Annotated in this window: 14 protein-coding genes; 9 read left to right on the plus strand and 5 right to left on the minus strand. The window is 73.2% G+C overall.

What is annotated here, in order from left to right:
* Positions 1 to 4: 4 nt before the first annotated feature.
* Positions 5 to 1,387, minus strand: a complete 1,383-nt coding sequence (locus E4622_RS03315) for an aspartate aminotransferase family protein (RefSeq protein WP_209021811.1) — start codon at positions 1,385 to 1,387, stop codon at positions 5 to 7.
* A 119-nt stretch (positions 1,388 to 1,506) separates the two neighbouring features.
* Here E4622_RS03315 and E4622_RS03320 point away from each other — a divergent pair, with 119 nt between their 5' ends.
* The 5 genes from E4622_RS03320 to E4622_RS03340 all read left to right on the plus strand — a co-directional run bounded on the left by E4622_RS03320 (position 1,507) and on the right by E4622_RS03340 (position 11,005).
* On the plus strand, positions 1,507 to 3,129 hold the full coding sequence (locus E4622_RS03320; RefSeq protein WP_134738640.1) for an amidohydrolase: 1,623 nt from the start codon (positions 1,507 to 1,509) through the stop codon (positions 3,127 to 3,129).
* Positions 3,130 to 3,199: 70 nt separating this feature from the next.
* Positions 3,200 to 4,636: a gamma-aminobutyraldehyde dehydrogenase gene (locus E4622_RS03325; RefSeq protein ID WP_134738641.1), complete on the plus strand. Its 1,437-nt coding sequence runs from the start codon at positions 3,200 to 3,202 to the stop codon at positions 4,634 to 4,636.
* 1 nt (position 4,637) lies between these two features.
* The gene (locus tag E4622_RS03330; protein WP_134738642.1) at positions 4,638 to 5,861 is read left to right on the plus strand and encodes a saccharopine dehydrogenase C-terminal domain-containing protein; all 1,224 of its coding nucleotides are present in this window, start codon (positions 4,638 to 4,640) and stop codon (positions 5,859 to 5,861) included.
* A 95-nt stretch (positions 5,862 to 5,956) separates the two neighbouring features.
* Positions 5,957 to 7,426, plus strand: coding sequence for an amidohydrolase family protein (locus tag E4622_RS03335; RefSeq protein WP_134738643.1), 1,470 nt, complete (start codon positions 5,957 to 5,959; stop codon positions 7,424 to 7,426).
* A 75-nt stretch (positions 7,427 to 7,501) separates the two neighbouring features.
* Entirely contained in the window at positions 7,502 to 11,005 is a 3,504-nt protein-coding gene (locus E4622_RS03340) for an ABC transporter ATP-binding protein (RefSeq protein WP_134738644.1), read from the plus strand.
* A 26-nt stretch (positions 11,006 to 11,031) separates the two neighbouring features.
* Here the strand turns inward: E4622_RS03340 and E4622_RS03345 are convergent, their stop codons facing one another.
* Positions 11,032 to 11,241 (minus strand): RtcB family protein, encoded by a 210-nt coding sequence (locus tag E4622_RS03345; protein WP_280633739.1) that lies wholly within the window; start codon positions 11,239 to 11,241, stop codon positions 11,032 to 11,034.
* A gap of 153 nt (positions 11,242 to 11,394) precedes the next feature.
* Positions 11,395 to 11,739 carry a hypothetical protein gene (locus E4622_RS03350; protein ID WP_134738646.1) on the minus strand — a complete coding sequence of 115 codons (345 nt, stop codon included), beginning with the start codon at positions 11,737 to 11,739 and terminating at the stop codon, positions 11,395 to 11,397.
* 124 nt (positions 11,740 to 11,863) lie between these two features.
* On the opposite strand from E4622_RS03350, the gene E4622_RS03355 reads away from it, so the two are divergent.
* Together E4622_RS03355 and E4622_RS03360 are read left to right on the plus strand one after the other, a co-directional pair.
* Entirely contained in the window at positions 11,864 to 13,162 is a 1,299-nt protein-coding gene (locus E4622_RS03355; RefSeq protein WP_134738647.1) for an HNH endonuclease signature motif containing protein, read from the plus strand.
* Between the two features lie 44 nt (positions 13,163 to 13,206).
* A complete protein-coding gene (locus E4622_RS03360) occupies positions 13,207 to 13,581 on the plus strand; it encodes a PaaI family thioesterase (protein ID WP_134738648.1) in 375 nt (124 codons plus the stop codon).
* A gap of 28 nt (positions 13,582 to 13,609) precedes the next feature.
* On the opposite strand, the gene E4622_RS03365 is transcribed toward E4622_RS03360, so the two are convergent.
* Positions 13,610 to 13,906 (minus strand): DUF4193 domain-containing protein, encoded by a 297-nt coding sequence (locus tag E4622_RS03365; RefSeq protein WP_134738649.1) that lies wholly within the window; start codon positions 13,904 to 13,906, stop codon positions 13,610 to 13,612.
* A gap of 147 nt (positions 13,907 to 14,053) precedes the next feature.
* On the opposite strand from E4622_RS03365, the gene E4622_RS03370 reads away from it, so the two are divergent.
* Positions 14,054 to 14,854, plus strand: a complete 801-nt coding sequence (locus tag E4622_RS03370) for a nucleoside phosphorylase (protein WP_167735961.1) — start codon at positions 14,054 to 14,056, stop codon at positions 14,852 to 14,854.
* On the opposite strand, the gene E4622_RS03375 is transcribed toward E4622_RS03370, so the two are convergent.
* Positions 14,845 to 15,651 (minus strand): hypothetical protein, encoded by an 807-nt coding sequence (locus tag E4622_RS03375; protein ID WP_209021768.1) that lies wholly within the window; start codon positions 15,649 to 15,651, stop codon positions 14,845 to 14,847. The two genes, E4622_RS03370 and E4622_RS03375, sit on opposite strands and share 10 nt — an antisense overlap.
* Before the next feature lie 112 nt (positions 15,652 to 15,763).
* Between E4622_RS03375 and E4622_RS03380 the strand changes: the two genes are divergently transcribed.
* Positions 15,764 to 16,060, plus strand: coding sequence for a hypothetical protein (locus tag E4622_RS03380; protein WP_134738651.1), 297 nt, complete (start codon positions 15,764 to 15,766; stop codon positions 16,058 to 16,060).
* Positions 16,061 to 16,073 lie beyond the last annotated feature (13 nt).

The following is a 16,073-nucleotide window of genomic DNA, read 5'->3' on the forward strand; positions in this document are numbered from 1 at the left end:
GGGCTCAGAGCAGCGTGTACGCCTTGTCGAGCACGACGCGCAGGATCTGCTCCATCTCGTCGAAGTGCGACTGGTCGGCGATGAGCGGGGGAGCGAGCTGGACGACCGGGTCGCCGCGGTCGTCGGCGCGGCAGTAGAGGCCCTCGGCGTAGAGCGTCTTGGAGACGAAGCCGAACAGCAGGCGCTCGCACTCCTCGGCGGTGAAGGTCTCCTTGGTGTCCTTGTCCTTGACCAGCTCGATGCCGTAGAAGTACCCGTCACCGCGCACGTCGCCCACGATCGGCAGGTCCTTGAGGCGCTCCAGGGTCGCGCGGAAGCTCGGCTCGTTGGTGCGGACGTGCTCGAGGATGTTCTCCTCCTCGAAGAGCTCGAGGTTGCGCAGACCGACCGCGGTGGAGACCGGGTGGCCGCCGAAGGTGTAGCCGTGGGCGAACATCGCGCCGGGCTCCAGGAAGGGCTCCATCAGCTTCTCCGAGGCGATCATCGCGCCGAGCGGTGCGTAGCCGGAGGTGAGGCCCTTGGCGCAGGTGATCATGTCGGGCTGGTAGCCATAGCGCTCCGAGCCGAACATGTGGCCCAGCCGCCCGAAGGCGCAGATGACCTCGTCGGAGACCAGGAGGACGTCGTACTCGTCGCAGATCTCGCGGACGCGCTGGAAGTAGCCCGGGGGCGGCGGGAAGCAGCCGCCGGCGTTCTGCACGGGCTCGAGGAAGACGGCCGCGACGGTGTCGGGGCCCTCGGCCTCGATGGCCACGGCGATCTGGTCGGCCGCCCACCGGCCGAAGGCCTCGGGGTCGCTGCCGTCGAGGAAGCCGCCGGTGATCTCGTCGGCGCGGTAGGAGTTGGTGTTGGGCACCCGGAACGTCGAGGGCACCAGCGGCTCGAACTGCTGCTTGAGCAGGGGGAGCCCGGTGATGGACAGCGCGCCCTGGGTGGTGCCGTGGTAGGCGATCGAGCGGCTGACCACCTTGTGCTTCATGGGCTTGCCGGTGAGCTTGAAGTAGTTCTTGGCGAGCTTCCACGCGGTCTCGACGGCCTCGCCGCCGCCGCTGGTGAAGAACACGCGGTTGAGGTCGCCCGGGGCGTAGGACGCCACCTTGTCGGCCAGCTCGATGGCGCTGGGGTGCGCGTAGGACCACAGCGGCATGAACGCGAGCTCCTGGGCCTGCTTGGCAGCGGCCTCCGCCAGCTCCGTGCGGCCGTGGCCCAGCTGCGAGACGAACAGGCCGGCCAGCGCGTCGAGGTAGCGCTTGCCGTTGCTGTCCCAGATGTAGGCGCCCTCACCGCGCACGATCACCGGGACGTCCGCCTCGGCGTAGGACCCGTGCCGGGTGAAGTGCATCCACAGGTGGTCCTTGGCCGCGCGCTGCAGCTGCTCGTTGTCCATGCTCATGTGACCATGGTGCGCGTACGGAGCGCCAGGAGCAAGCGGATCCGGGGTCAGGTGCCCCATTTTCGACGGAATCCGTTGCCCTGGGGTCCGGAGCGGCCTGCTAGACATGCCGCATGACGACGACGGTCCTGCACGGCGGCGCCCTCTTCACCGGCGCCGGGTACGCCGGTCGCGGCGCCGTCGTGGTGCGGGACGGCCGGATCGCGCAGGTGGTCCTCGGCGAGGACGTTCCGGACGTCCCCGGCGCCGCGCGGGTCGACCTCGCGGGCGGGCTGCTGGCGCCCGGGTTCGTCGACGCCCACGTGCACGCCGTCCAGGGCGGGCTGGAGCGGATCCGCTGCGACCTCTCCGGGCTGGAGGACCGCGAGGCCTACCTCGACCACATCGCCGGCTACGCCCGCGAGCACCCCGATCTGCCCTGGATCCTCGGCGGCGGCTGGTCGATGTCGGCCTTCCCCGGGGGCAACCCGACCGCGGCCGACCTGGACCGGGTCGTGCCCGACCGGCCGGTGTTCCTGCCCAACCGCGACCACCACGGCGCCTGGGTCAACACCCGGGCGCTCGAGCTGGCGGGCATCGACGCGGCGACGCCCGACCCGCCCCACGGTCGCTTCGAGCGCGACTCCGACGGTCGTCCCACGGGCACGCTCCACGAGGGCGCCATGCACGCGGTGGCGCAGCACGCCCCGGCCACGAGCGAGGAGGAGTACTACCGCGCGCTGCTCGCGGGCCAGTCCTACCTCCACTCCCTGGGCGTCACCGGCTGGCAGGACGCGATCGTCGGCTCCTACGCCGGCATGGACGACCCGGGGCCCACCTACCTGCGCGCCGCGCAGCGCGGTGACCTGACGGCTCACGTCGTCGGCGCGCTGTGGTGGGACCGCGAGCGCGGCGAGGAGCAGGTGGCCGAGCTGGTCGCCCGGCGCGAGGCCTACACCCACGGCCGCTTCCGCGCCACCAGCGTCAAGGTCATGCAGGACGGTGTCGCCGAGAACGGCACTGCCGCGCTGCTCGCGCCGTACCTCGACCGCTGCGGGCACGCCACCGCCAACACCGGCCACTCCTTCGTCGACCCCGCCGCGCTGCGCCGCCACGTCGCCCGGCTCGACGCGGAGGGCTTCCAGGTCCACGTCCACGGCATCGGCGACCGCGGCGTCCGCGAGGCCCTCGACGCCTTCGAGGGGCTCGACGCCTCCCGCGACCTGCGCCACCAGGTCGCCCACCTCCAGCTCGTGCACCCCGACGACGTGCCGCGCTTCGGCCGGCTCGGCGTGGCCGCCAACATCCAGGCGCTCTGGGCCTGCCTCGACGAGCAGATGGTCGAGCTGACGCTGCCGTTCCTCGGCGAGGAGCGCGCGGGGTGGCAGTACCCCTTCGGCGACCTGCACCGCGCCGGAGCCCGCCTGGTCGCCGGCAGCGACTGGCCGGTGAGCACCCCCGACCCGGTCCAGGCCATCCACACGGCCGTCACCCGCACGGCGTACGGCGAGAGCGGGCGTGCCGGCGAGGAGCCGTTCCTGCCCGAGCAGGCGCTCGACCTCGCGACGGCGTTCGCGGCCTCCACGTCCGGCAGCGCCTGGGTGAACCACCGCGACGACGCGGGTCGCCTCGCCCCTGGCGCCGTGGCCGACCTGGTGGTGCTCGACCACGACCCCTTCGCCGGGCCGCCGGACGCGATCGGCGCCGCGCGCGTCGTGTCCACGTGGGTCGACGGAACCCCCGTCTACGAGGCCTGAGCCGACGAAATCCGTGGGAAGAGGCGCCGTGCCCCTACAGATTCCGTTGTTCTGTCACTAGGCTCCCGGCATGGCCGACCTGTCCTTCCGCAATGTCATCAACGGTGAGCTCGTCGACAGCGTGTCGGGGGAGAGCTACGACATCGTCGACCCGACGACCGGGGAGGTCTACGCGCAGGCGCCCCGCTCGGGCGCCGAGGACGTCGACCGCGCGTACGCCGCCGCGGCCGACGCGTTCGCGGGCTGGGGCGGCGCGACCCCGCAGGACCGCTCCAACGCGCTGCTGAAGATCGCCACGGCGATCGAGGAGCGCGTCGAGGAGATCAACGCCGTCGAGTGCAAGGACACCGGCAAGCCGCTGGGGCTGACCATGGACGAGGAGATGCCCTACGCCTCGGACCACTTCAAGTTCTTCGCCGGCGCCGCGCGCGTCCTCGAGGGCCGCTCGGCCGGCGAGTACATGGCCGACCACACCTCCTGGGTACGCCGCGAGCCGGTGGGCGTCGTCGGCCAGGTCACGCCCTGGAACTACCCGCTGCTGATGATGATCTGGAAGATCGCCCCGGCCCTCGCCGGCGGCAACACGATCGTCCTCAAGCCCAGCGACACGACGCCCGCCAGCTCGACGCTGCTGGCCGAGCTGGCCCAGGAGTTCCTGCCGCCCGGCGTGCTCAACGTCGTCTGCGGCGACCGCGACACCGGCCGCCTGCTCGTCGAGCACAAGACCGCGCAGATGGTCGCGATCACCGGCTCGGTGCGTGCCGGCATGGAGGTCGCCACCTCCGCGGCCCGCGACCTCAAGCGCGTCCACCTGGAGCTCGGCGGCAAGGCGCCGTGCATCGTCTTCGACGACGCCGACGTCGCCAAGGCCGCCGAGGGGATCGCCGGCGCCGGGCTCTTCAACGGCGGCCAGGACTGCACCGCCGCCACCCGGGTGCTCGTGGCGCCGGGCATCCACGACGAGTTCGTCGCCGCGCTGACCGAGGCCGCCCGCGGCATGAAGACCGGGATGCCCGACGCCGAGGACACCTACTACGGCCCGCTCAACAACGCCGACCAGCTCTCCCGCGTCACCGGCATGGTCGACCGCCTGCCCGACCACGCGACCCTGCAGACCGGCGGCGCCCGTCAGGGCAGCGCGGGCTACTTCTACGAGCCCACCGTCGTGTCGGGCCTGCGGCAGGACGACGAGCAGATCCAGTCCGAGATCTTCGGCCCGGTCATGACCGTGCAGAAGTTCACCGACGAGGCCGAGGCGCTGCGCTGGGCCAACGGCGTGGAGTACGGCCTGTCCTCCAGCGTCTGGACCCGCGACCACGCCCGCGCCATGCGGATGTCCAAGGGCCTCGACTTCGGCGTCGTCTGGATCAACACCCACATCCCCTTCATCTCCGAGATGCCCCACGGCGGCTTCAAGCACTCCGGCTACGGCAAGGACCTCTCCATGTACGGGCTCGAGGACTACACCCGCATCAAGCACGTGATGTCCTACATCGGTCAGGACTGACGTGCGTATCCTCCTGGTCGGCGCCGGCGGCGTCGGGGCGGCATTCACCGCCATCGCCGCCCGGCGCGACTTCTTCGAGACGATCGTCGTCGCCGACTACGACGAGGTGAAGGCCCAGCGGACCGCCGCGACCGACAGCCGCTACGTCGCCGCGCGGGTCGACGCCTCGGAGGCGGCCTCGGTCACGGCGCTGTGCCGCGAGCACCGCATCACCCACGTGATGAACGCCGTCGACCCGGTCTTCGACATGCCGGTCTTCGAGGGCGCCTTCGAGGCCGGCGCCGACTACCTCGACATGGCGATGTCGCTGTCGAGGCCGCACCCCGAGGCGCCGTACGAGCAGTGCGGCGTCAAGCTCGGCGACGAGCAGTTCGCCGTCGCCGACACCTGGGAGCAGGCCGGTCGCCTGGCGCTGGTGGGCATCGGCGTCGAGCCGGGGCTCTCCGACGTCTTCGCGAGGTACGCCGCCGACCACCTGTTCAGCGAGATCGACGAGCTCGGCACCCGCGACGGCGCCAACCTGGTCGTCACCGACGACGAGGGCAACGAGGTCTTCGCGCCGTCGTTCTCGATGTGGACCACGATCGAGGAGTGCCTCAACCCGCCGGTGATCTGGGCCGGCGACGGCAAGGGCGGCGGCGACTGGCACACGACCGCGCCGTTCAGCGAGCCGGAGGTCTTCGACTTCCCCGAGGGCATCGGGCCCGTCGAGTGCGTCAACGTGGAGCACGAGGAGGTGCTCCTGATGCCGCGCTGGGTCGACTGCAAGCGGGCGACGTTCAAGTACGGCCTGGGCGAGCCGTTCATCAACATCCTCAAGGTCCTGCACACCCTCGGCCTCGACAGCACCGAGAAGGTCCGCGTCAAGGGGGTCGAGGTCAGCCCGCGCGACGTGGTCGCCGCGGTGCTGCCCGACCCCGCGACCGTGGGTCCGCGGATGAAGGGCAAGACCTGCGCGGGCCTGTGGGTGACCGGCAAGGGCAAGGACGGGCAGCCCCGGTCGACGTACCTCTACCACGTGGTCGACAACGAGGACACGATGCGCGACTACGGCCACCAGTGCGTGGTCTGGCAGACCGCGATCAACCCCGTGGTCGCCCTCGAGCTGCTCGCCACCGGTGTCTGGAGCGGCGCGGGCGTGCGCGGCCCGGAGTCGTTCGACGCGGTGCCGTTCCTCGACCTGCTCACCGACTACGGCAGCCCGTGGGGGATCAAGGAGCTCTGAGCCGCGGCGAGGCTGTCGCGCCGGACAGGCGACCGCCGCGGGATTCGTCCGGCCGGCCCGAGCGAGGGGCTCGGCGGCGCACCTAGGTTGGTGGGATGAGCACCCCCGTCCTGCTGACCGGTGGCACCGTCGTCGACCCGGAGGGCGGGACGGCGACCGTGCAGGACGTGCTGGTGCAGGACGGCCGGGTGGCGGCGCTGGGCGACCTGCAGCCTCCCGAGGGCGCGATCGTGCTCGACGTGACCGGACTCGTGGTCGGGCCGGGCTTCATCGACCTGCACAGCCACGTGCACTCGGTGGCCGGGCAGCGGCTCCAGGCGTTCGACGGCGTGACGACGGCGCTCGACCTCGAGGCCGGGCTGATGCCGGTCGCCCGCGCCTATGCGGAGGCCGCCGCCGAGGGCCGCCCGCTCCACTACGGCTTCGCCGCCTCCTGGGCCGGCGCCCGCGCGCAGGTGCTGCTGGGCGTCGAGCCCGACGCCACGCTCGAGAGCAGCCTGGCGGTCCTCGGCAACCCCGACTGGCAGCGGTCCTCGAGCCCGCGCGAGCTCGCCGAGAGCCTGGCGCTGATGGAGCGCGAGATCGGCGAGGGCGCGCTCGGCATCGGCGTGCTCCTGGGCTACGCCCCGCGGATCGACCCGGCGGAGTACGTCGCGGTGGCCCGCCTGGCCGCGGCCGCCGGCGTGCCGACGTACACCCACGTGCGCGAGCTCGTCGAGGCCGACCCGACGACGCCGATCGACGGCTCCGAGGAGGTCGTGCGCGCGGCCGCCGAGACCGGGGCGGCCATGCACCACTGCCACGTCAACAGCACCTCGCGCCGCCACGTCGACCGGGTCCTGGCGATGTTGGAGCGCTCCCGCGCGGAGGGCTCGCGGGTCACCGTCGAGGCCTACCCCTACGGCGCCGGCAGCACCGCTGTCGGCGCGGCCTTCCTGGAGCCGGCGCTGCTGGGCCGCTGGGACATCGGGCCGTCGAGCATCGTGATGGTCGGCACCGGCGAGCGGGTCCGCGACGAGGGGCGCCTGCTCGAGCTGCGGGCGGGCTCGCCGGGGGAGGCGTGCATCATCGAGTTCCTCGACGAGACCGACCCCCGCGACCTGGCCCTGCTGCGCCGCTCGCTCGAGCACCCCGACGCCATGGTCGCCAGCGACGCGATGCCGGTCTCCTGGCCCGACGGCACCCACGAGACCCGCGAGTGGCCGCTGCCGCCGGGCGGCACCACCCACCCGCGGACCGCCGGCACGTTCCTGCGGGCGCTGCGGATGATGGTGCGCGAGCACGGGTCGTGGAGCTGGCCTGAGGCCTTCCGCCGCTGCTCCTACCTGCCCGCGCAGGTGCTGGCGGAGACCACCGACACGGTGCACGGCAAGGGCCGCCTCGGGGTCGGCGCGGACGCCGACCTGGTGGTGCTCGACCCCGCCCAGGTGACCGACCGGGCGACGTACACCGATCCGACGCGGCCGTCGGTGGGCGTGCGCCACCTGCTGGTGGCCGGCCGCCTGGTCATCCGCGACGGCGAGCTCGACGCCTCGGCCTACCCGGGGCAGCCGGTCCGCGCCTAGCGGCTCAGGGACGGACCGGCGGCCGGCGGTAATCGGGGCGACGGATGTCGGTGCCGACCCGTAGCGTCGACCCCGATGTCCACGACTCTCGGCGACCGCCCCACGACCACCCGGTCCCTCGACCGCCCGACCTCCGGCGCGGCCATCGACTGGCGACGCCTGCGCGGCCCGGTGGCCGTGACGGCGCTCGTGGCGTGCGGCGTGGCCGCGGTCGGCACGTCGCTGGGCTCGCTGGTGGCCGGGATGCTCGCCGAGGAGGCGTCCAGCCGGCTCGTCGGCATCCTGGCGCTCTGCGTGGTCGGCGCCGCGGTGCTCGACACCGCCGCCCGCACCCTGTGGGCCGGGGTCATCGACCGCGCCGAGGGGCGCCTGCGCGCCGACCTCCTCGACGCCGCCATGCACCAGCCGTTGTCGGCGCTCACCGAACAGGCCGTGGGCGAGGTGCTCGACCGGGTCGACGACGACACCCACGAGGTCGGCACGCTGCTGCGCCAGAGCGCCTGGATGGCGATCCGCACCACGCTGGGCGCCGGCCCGCTGTGGATCGTCGCAGGCGTGACCTGGTGGCCGGCGTTCTTCCTGTTCCCGGTCACGGGCTGGGCGGCCCTGGCCGTCGTACGCCCGCTGCTGCCCGAGATCTCGAAGCGCAAGGTCGTCGAGGAGGCCGCCTGGACCGACCACGCCGCCGCGCTCGAGGAGGGCATCGCCGGACGCGACGACCTGCGCGCCAGCGGCGGCCAGGCCCACGTGCTGCGGCGATGCACCGAGCTCGCCGCTCGCGTGCACGAGCTCTTCGACGTCGTGCTCCGGCTCGAGGCCACGGTCACCCGACGCACCGGCACGATGCTGCACGCCGTGCTCGCCGCCACCGCCGTGCTCGGCGTGGCGCTGGTCAGCACCGACCACCTCGGCACCGCCGAGCTCGTGACGCTGTTCCTGGTCACGACGATGTTCGTGGGCCAGGTCGACCAGCTCGCACGTCACCTGCCCGACCTGCAGGCCGGCTTCGGAGCGGTGCTGCGCCTGCGCGACCTGCTCGGCACCGAGCGCGAGCCGACCGGCGGGCTGCCGGTGCCCACCCGCCGTCTCGACGTGCACTTCTCCGAGCTGCACTTCGCCTACGCCGAGGGGCGCTTCGCCCTGCAGGACGTCGAGCTCTCGGTGCCGGCCGGCACCACCTGCGCCCTCGTCGGGCGCACCGGCTCCGGCAAGTCGACGCTGGCCGCGCTGCTGTCCCGGGCGGTCGAGCCCGAGCGCGGCACCGTGTTCCTCGGCGGGGTCGACGTCCTCGACCTCGAGCTCCAGTCGCTGCGCTCCGCCGTCGGCGTCGTCACCCAGCGCACCGAGATCCTGGCCGGCACGCTGGCCGACAACGTCGCCCTCTTCGAGGACCTCCCGCGCGAGCGCATCACCGCCGCGGTGGTCGAGCTCGGTCTCGACGACTGGGTCGCCGGGCTCACCGACGGGCTCGACACCCTGCTCGGACCCGGCGGCACGACGCTGTCGGCAGGCGAGGAGCAGCTGGTCGCGTTCGCCCGGCTGCTCGTGCGCGACGTCAGCGTCGTCGTGCTCGACGAGGCCACCGCCCGCATGGACCCCGTCACCGAGGCCGCCGTCGTCCGCGCCGCCGACCGGCTGCTCGCCGGCCGCACCGGCCTGCTCGTCGCCCACCGGCTGTCCACCACCGAGCGGGCCGACCAGGTCGCCGTGCTCGACGGCGGCCGCGTCGTGCAGCGCGGCCCGCGCGCCGAGCTTGCCACGACGCCCGGGCCGTTCCGCGCGCTGCTGCGCGCCTCCGCCGACGACGACCGGGCCGAGCCCGTGGCGACGACGACCACCCAGGTCGGCACGGCCCGCAGGGTGGGCGAGCCCCCGGCGCAGCCCGCGATGGAGCCGGTGCCGAGCCTGACGCGCGCCACCTGGTCGGCGCTCGTGATCGAGCCGCAGTGGGGGGCGCTCAGCGTCGTCATCTTCCTGGCCTCCGCGCTGTGCGGCGCCTTCGGCGCGGTCACGGGCTGGATCTGGGGCCACCTGGTCGTCGCCCTCCAGCGCGGCGAGACCCCGACCATGCTCACGCTCTGCGTCGTGGTGTCGCTGGTGGCCTCCCCGCTGATGCTCGCCGAGGCGATCCGCCTCTACCCGCGCTGGTGGATCGCGGTCATGCTGCGCGTGCGCATGGCCGTCCTGGCCGGCCAGACCGACCAGCGCCGACTGCGGCGTACCCCTCCCGGCGAGGTCGTCGCACGCACCATGGACGCCGACCGCATCGCGCGCTACGCCGACCGCTGGGTCGACTTCGTCAACGGCCTCGCGATCGCGGCGGTGACCGCGATCTTGGCCCAGAGCTGGCTCGCCGGCGGGGTGCTCCTCGCTGTGATGGTGGCCTCCGCGCTGGCCTCCTCGCTCGGGCGCCCGTTGGCCGGCCGCTCCGCGGCGGCGTCCGCGGCGGCCCGCGCCGGGTTCGGCCGGTCGCTGGTCTCGGCGCTCGACTCCGTGCGCACCGTCAAGCTGGCCGCCTCCACCCCCAGCGTCCACCGGCACCTGCGCGAGGTCGACGGCGGCCGGGTCGACGCCGCCGTGCGCGAGCACCGCGTGCAGGCGCTGCTCGACGGCGTCCCCATCGTCATGGTGCAGTGCGGCGTCGTCGCCGCGTGGGGCGTGATGGTGGCGGGCGGCTGGGGACTGGCGACCGCGCTGCTGGTCGCCGGAGCGGTCAACGGCTTCGACTGGTTCGGTCGCGTGGCGGGCTCGGTGGTCACCGAGGCCCCGGGCACCCGCGCCTGGATGCAGACCACCAGCCGGCTCGCCGGCGGTGGCGACCTGATGCACCTGCCCGCCGGGGTCGACCTCGTCCACGGCGCCTCGCCGGCCCCCGCGCCCGACCACCGCGACCCGCTGCACATCCTCGAGCTGGTCGGCGTCTCCGCCGTCCACGACGACGGCACGATCGGGGTCAGCGACGTCGACCTCACCGTCGGCTCCCAGGAGCTGGTGCTGCTGCTCGGCCAGGTGGGCTCGGGCAAGTCCAGCCTGCTCTCCACCCTCGCGGGGCTGGTCACGAGCACGGGGGAGATCCGGTGGAACGGCGTGCGCGTCGACGACCCCGAGACCTTCCTGCGTCCCGGCCGGGTCGCCCACGTCGCGCAGGTGCCGCGGGTGCTGTCGGGCACCTTCACCGACAACGTCCGCCTCGACCACCCCGACCGCGTCGTCCTGCCGGCGCTCGAGGCGTCCCGCATGCGGCCCGACGTCGAGGCCGCCGGCGGCCCCGACTCCCTCGTGGGCCACCGCGGCGTCCGCCTCTCCGGGGGCCAGGTCCAGCGCCTCGCCCTGGCCCGCGGGCTCGCCGCCGACGCCCAGCTCCTGCTGGCCGACGACGTCTCCTCGGCACTCGACGCCGCCACCGAGATCGAGCTGTGGGCGGCCCTGCGAGAGCGGGGCGCCACGGTCATCGGCGCCACGAGCAAGCGCGCCGCCCTCGCCCAGGCCGACCGCGTCGTCGTCCTCGCCGAGGGCCGGGTCGCGGCCGTCGGTCCGTGGGCGGAGCTGGCCCCGCGCTGGGGACACCTGGCGGGGTAGGGCCTGGCCGCCAGGTGCCACCTTCGCTAGTCGCCCTTCACGTTGACGATCTGGCGCAGGGTGTGGTCGACGCTCACCAGGTCGGCGGCGTCCTCCATCACGACGTCGATGTCCTTGTAGGCGTCGGGGTGCTCGTCGAGGAAGGCATCGGAGCGGCCCCATTCGATCCCCGTCATGCGGGCGTCGAGATCGGCCTCCGCGAAGGCGCGGCGCGACTCCGAACGGGCGGGACTCAACAAGAACGACGGCAACGGCAAGGTCAGCACGGCTCACCGCTTGCGGCACACACGCGGGACGAACGGTTCCGGGCCAGAGAGCAACGTTCGGAGGGCGAGGTCGGTGAGTGTTTGGGTTCGCCTCGGCGACTGGGAGTTCAAGGACTACCGCCCTCAGGCCAGGAAGTCCTCGACGTTGCGAACAACTGCCGCGTACGCACCGTCGACGTCCCTGAACTCCGGGCAGAGGTCCACTGCTTCGCCGTCCTTCATCATCACGACGTCGGCCCAACCGCCGGTCCAGACAACGAACTCCATCTCGTCGTCTGGTTCCAGCGACAGCCGGATTCCCAACGACTCGGGCACTTCGACGGCCGTGCGGTCCGTGACGATCGGTTGTGGCCACGAGGCCTTCTCGTCCCGCCAGGTCAGCGGCCCCACCGTCGCCTGCTCGCGCCACTGTTCAACCGTCGAGCGGAGGCGGGCTGCGAGTTCGTCAAGATCGACAAGGTGCTCCACAGGTCACCATCCTGCCGCGTCGGGCGGTCGGAGGCCCTCGGAGGGTCAACGGGATGACGCATTCTCCACAGGCGACGTCGGAGCCGCTGGGCGGGTGTCGGTGGGCGGGTCTAGGGTCGAACACATGTTCGAGTCGTTGATGGATCAGGTGCGGGGGGCGCGGTCCGCGCTCGCGGCCTGTCCGAGCGACCTCACGGACGCCGAGCGGGTCGACCTGCTGCGTGAGCTGGAGGACCTGAAGTGCGCTGCGTCGGCGGCGCAGGCGGTGACCGCGGTGGAGCTGGAGGCTTCGCAGCGTGCGGCCCAGGTCGAGGCCGGGGTCCGTGCGAGTCGGGTGGGGGAGGGCGTCGCGGCGCAGATCGGTCTGGCGCGGCGGGAGTCGCCGCACGCGGGGGCGCGGTTGTTGGGTCTGGGGAAGGTCCTGATCGCCGAGATGCCCCACACGTTGCGTCTGATGCAGGAGGGCCGGCTGAGTGAGTGGCGGGCCATGATCCTGGCCCGTGAGACCGCGTGCCTGTCCGTGGAGGACCGTGCCGAGGTCGACGCCCGTTTGTGTGCGAACGGGGAGGCGGCGTCGATGAGCGACCAGGGTCTGAGCCGCGCCGCGAGAAAGTTGGCGTGCGAGCTCGACCCGGCCGCGGTCGCCGCACGAGCCCGTCGCGCGGAGGCTGAGCGGCACGTCTCGCTGCGCCCGGCGCCGGACACGATGTGCTGGATCCGGGTCCTGCTGCCGGTCAAGCAGGCGGTGTGGGTCTACGCGGTGCTGCTCACGATCGCCAAGAATGCCCGCTCCCAGGGCGACCCCCGCTCCCAGGGCCAGCTCATGGCCGACGCCCTGGTCGAGCGTGTGACGAGCGAGTCCGCCGAGGCGGCGCCGAAGGTCGAGCTGAAGTTGGTCATGAGTGACACCGCCTTCTTCGGGACCTCCGAGGATGCCGCGGACCTGGAGGGCTACGGGCCGGTGCCGGCGCCGTGGGCGCGGGCGTTCGTCAGGGACGCCGCTGCGCAGGCGAGGTTGTGGGTGCGGCGGCTCTACGTGGCTCCGAGCACCGGTGAGCTGATCGGCATGGACTCCCGCGCCCGGTGTGCCCCGGGCGGGTTGGCCGCGTTCGTGGCGACCCGTGACCTGGGTCTGTGCCGGACCCCGTGGTGCGGCGCCCCGATCCGCGAGGCCGACCACGTCGTGGCCTACGAGGACGGCGGCGTCACCGCCGCGTTCAACCTGCAGGGCCTGTGTCGGCGGTGCAACCTCGTCAAGCAGGCCCTCGGGTGGCGTGCGGCGCAGGTCTTCAGCCTGTGGCGCCATACCGTCGAGACGACCACCCCGACCGGTCACACCTACCGCTCCCGCGCACCCGCCCCACCGGGCCACGTGGACATCTACTCACCCGGCGAACGACTCCTCCTCGAGCTCATCGCCTGAACGAGCGAGCGCGTGAGCCGAGAGGTCGCGGGTACCGAGCGCGCGTGACCCACAGCGATCCCGGTTTCACCGCCTTCGTCGGCGCGCCCGTCCCCACGACCGAGGGCGGTGAGGCGCGCCTCGAGATGGAGGTCGACGACCGCCACCTCAACCCCGCCGGCGCCGTCCACGGGGGCCTGCTCGCCACCCTGGTCGACACGACGATGGGGGCCGCGGTCCGCAGCGTCGCCGACGGCGACGGTGCGGCGACCAGCCAGCTCTCGGTCACCTACCTGCGCCCGGGGAAGCCGGGGACGCTGGTGGTGACCGCGAGGGTGCGCAAGCGCGGCGAGAACCTCACGGTGTGCGAGGCCGACGTGGAGCAGGACGGGAAGTCCCTGGTGCACGCGCTGGCGACGTTCGCGCTCGTCGAGCGCTGAGTGCTGCGCGCGGGCTACGGCTGAGGCGTCACGCGCAGTCGCGGCACAGGTCGGCGCCGGGGGACTCCCGCCGGGACCCGTGCTGCACGAGGTAGCACCCGGTGCAGGTGAACTCGTCGGCCTGCTCCGGAGTGACCTCGACCGACAGGGTCTCGTGGGAGAGGTCCGCGCCGGGGAGCTCATAGGACTCGGCGACGACCGCCTCGTCCTCGTCCACCGTGCCCGATGTCTTGTCCTGCTCTCCTGACGTCAGGCGGCGAGCCTCCAGGCTCTCCTCCTTCTGCTCGTCCTCGGTCTTGCGCGATGCGTCGTAATCGGTGGCCATGCACGGTCCTCTCGGGTGGAGGGCGCACTGTAGTCCCGCACGGGCGCGCGGCCTTCATCACCCGTGCTCACCGCGCTGGTCGGAGGCCTGGGCGTGGTCCAATCAGCACCGAACGACACCGAACGGCACGATCGTCTGGAGGGACGTGTGGAGCACCCGGAGGACGAGGCACGCGTCGACGTCCGCATCCCCTTGAGCGAGCACGACGCCGCGCCCAGCGCCTTCATCGAACCCTCGGCGCACGTCGCGAGGCGCGACGTGCCCGAGGCCTGCGTCATCACGTTCTTCGGCGACGTGGTCGACCGGCTCGTCGAACGTCGCGGGGCGAGGGTCCTGGCCCAGAACCGGTGGGAGGACGGGCCGCACCCACTGCTGGAGGTCGAGCACGACGGCCGACGGCTGGCCGTGCTGCGCTGCGGCGTCGGCGCGCCCCTGGCCGCGGGGCTCCTCGAGGAGGTCATCGCCACGGGCTGCCGCTACTTCGTCGTCTGCGGCGGCGCGGGCAGCCTCCACGGGGACCTGACCCTGGGTCACTTCGTGGTGGTGACCGCGGCGCTCCGCGACGAGGGCACGTCCTTCCACTACCTGCCGCCCTCCCGCTGGGTCGAGGCGGACGCCGACGCGCGACGCGTCCTCGAGGCGGTCCTCACGAGCAGGTCCGCGCCGTACGTCTCGGGACCGACGTGGACCACGGACGCCCCCTACCGCGAGACCGCGGGCAAGGTGGCCGCTCGGCGCGACGAGGGCTGCCTCACCGTCGAGATGGAGGCCTCCGCCCTGGCCGCGGTCGCGCGGTTCCGCGGGGTGTCGCTCGCCCAGGTCGTCTACTGCGGGGACGACCTGTCCGGCTCCGAGTGGGACCACCGCTCGTGGCAGAGCGTCTCCGACGTCCGTGACGACCTCTTCGACCTGGCCGCCACGGCCGCCCTGGCCCTCGCTCAGACGTGACCGCTGAGCTGCGCCAGCCGGGTCGCGAGCGCGTCGACCATGGCTGCGGCCCTCTTGGCCGGGATCGCCGCGCCGCGGTCGCCGCCCTGGCTGGAGACCGGGAGGACGTCGACGGAGAGCTTGGCGCCGCCGGCCAGCGCGCGCAGCTCGTCGACCTTGTCGCCGAAGGGTGACCCGCTGCCGGGGGAGTAGTACTCGACGACCTCGTCCAGCTCGTCGACGAACAGGTCGGCCTTGGTCACGGCGATCACGAGCCAGACCGGCCGGTCGCGGCGCACGGCCATGGAGGCGATCCGGTGGGCGGTGATCGCCCAGTCCTCGAGCTCGGCGGCGAGCTGCTGCTCGCGGGTGGCGGTGGCCGCTCCGGTGGTGCCCGCCGTGCGGCGAGGGGTCGCGTGGCCGTTGGCGACGACGTGGATGACCCCGTCGACCGGCTCGTCGTGGAATACCTCGTCGAGCGCGCCGAGCCGCGTCGCCGCGTTGTCGCCCGGCACCACGAGGAAGCGGAAGCCCTGGAGGCGGTGGGAGCGACGGGTACGCCGCTCCATCACGGCCGAGCCGACCTCGGCGACGCCCTCGCCGCCGGTCCGGCGCGCGAGGCGGTCGGCGAGCTGGCTCTTGCCGACCCCCGTCATCCCCGTGACGGCCACCGTCGGGAAGCGCCGCCGCAGGAGCCGGCCCATGCGCTCGGGGGCCGAGGCCAGGCCGGTCAGGACGCCGCCCGCGATCGTCGCCCCCAGGGCGGCACGACCCGAGCCGGGCAGGATCGTCCGGAGGCGGGCTGCGGGGTGGGGCACGGTGCCTCCTGGGCTGCGGGGACGTGGGTCTGGCACGCCAGAGCCTACGTTCCACCGTTCGGCGCGCTCAGCGGCCCGCATGGCTCCCACCGGGTGCGGGGTACCAGCGCCCATGGCGAGACCTCGGAGGGCGGCGGTGGCCGCGACCGGCTCCTGGATCGACCCGGACGGCTTCCGGAGCCCAGCCGGGGAGGTGCACGCCTGGCTCCCAGGCACCAACCAGACCGTGTGCGGCCTCCCGATCAAGAAGTCCGGCCTCGGGCGCTTCTCGCACATCGACTGGTCGGACGTGCAGCCGGCGACGGGTCGCGATGCCGACCGCGTGGCGTCGGTGTGCCGCCGCTGCCTGGCCGGGATGGGGCAGCGGCGCGACGACAAGCCGTGGACCCGCCACGACCCTCGGCCCTGAGGATGTCGGAGCG

Origin of the sequence: Nocardioides sp. 503, from assembly GCF_004522095.1 — a bacterium.
Lineage (GTDB): Bacteria > Actinomycetota > Actinomycetes > Propionibacteriales > Nocardioidaceae > Nocardioides.

Bases quoted from the DNA above. Each gene is read 5' to 3' on its own strand.
- E4622_RS03315 (WP_209021811.1), bottom strand. From the start codon at position 1,387: ATGGACAACGAGCAGCTGCAGCGCGCGGCCAAGGACCACCTGTGGATG.
- E4622_RS03320 (WP_134738640.1), top strand. From the start codon at position 1,507: ATGACGACGACGGTCCTGCACGGCGGCGCCCTCTTCACCGGCGCCGGG.
- E4622_RS03325 (WP_134738641.1), top strand. From the start codon at position 3,200: ATGGCCGACCTGTCCTTCCGCAATGTCATCAACGGTGAGCTCGTCGAC.
- E4622_RS03335 (WP_134738643.1), top strand. From the start codon at position 5,957: ATGAGCACCCCCGTCCTGCTGACCGGTGGCACCGTCGTCGACCCGGAG.
- E4622_RS03340 (WP_134738644.1), top strand. From the start codon at position 7,502: ATGTCCACGACTCTCGGCGACCGCCCCACGACCACCCGGTCCCTCGAC.
- E4622_RS03355 (WP_134738647.1), top strand. From the start codon at position 11,864: ATGTTCGAGTCGTTGATGGATCAGGTGCGGGGGGCGCGGTCCGCGCTC.
- E4622_RS03365 (WP_134738649.1), bottom strand. From the start codon at position 13,906: ATGGCCACCGATTACGACGCATCGCGCAAGACCGAGGACGAGCAGAAG.
- E4622_RS03380 (WP_134738651.1), top strand. From the start codon at position 15,764: ATGGCGAGACCTCGGAGGGCGGCGGTGGCCGCGACCGGCTCCTGGATC.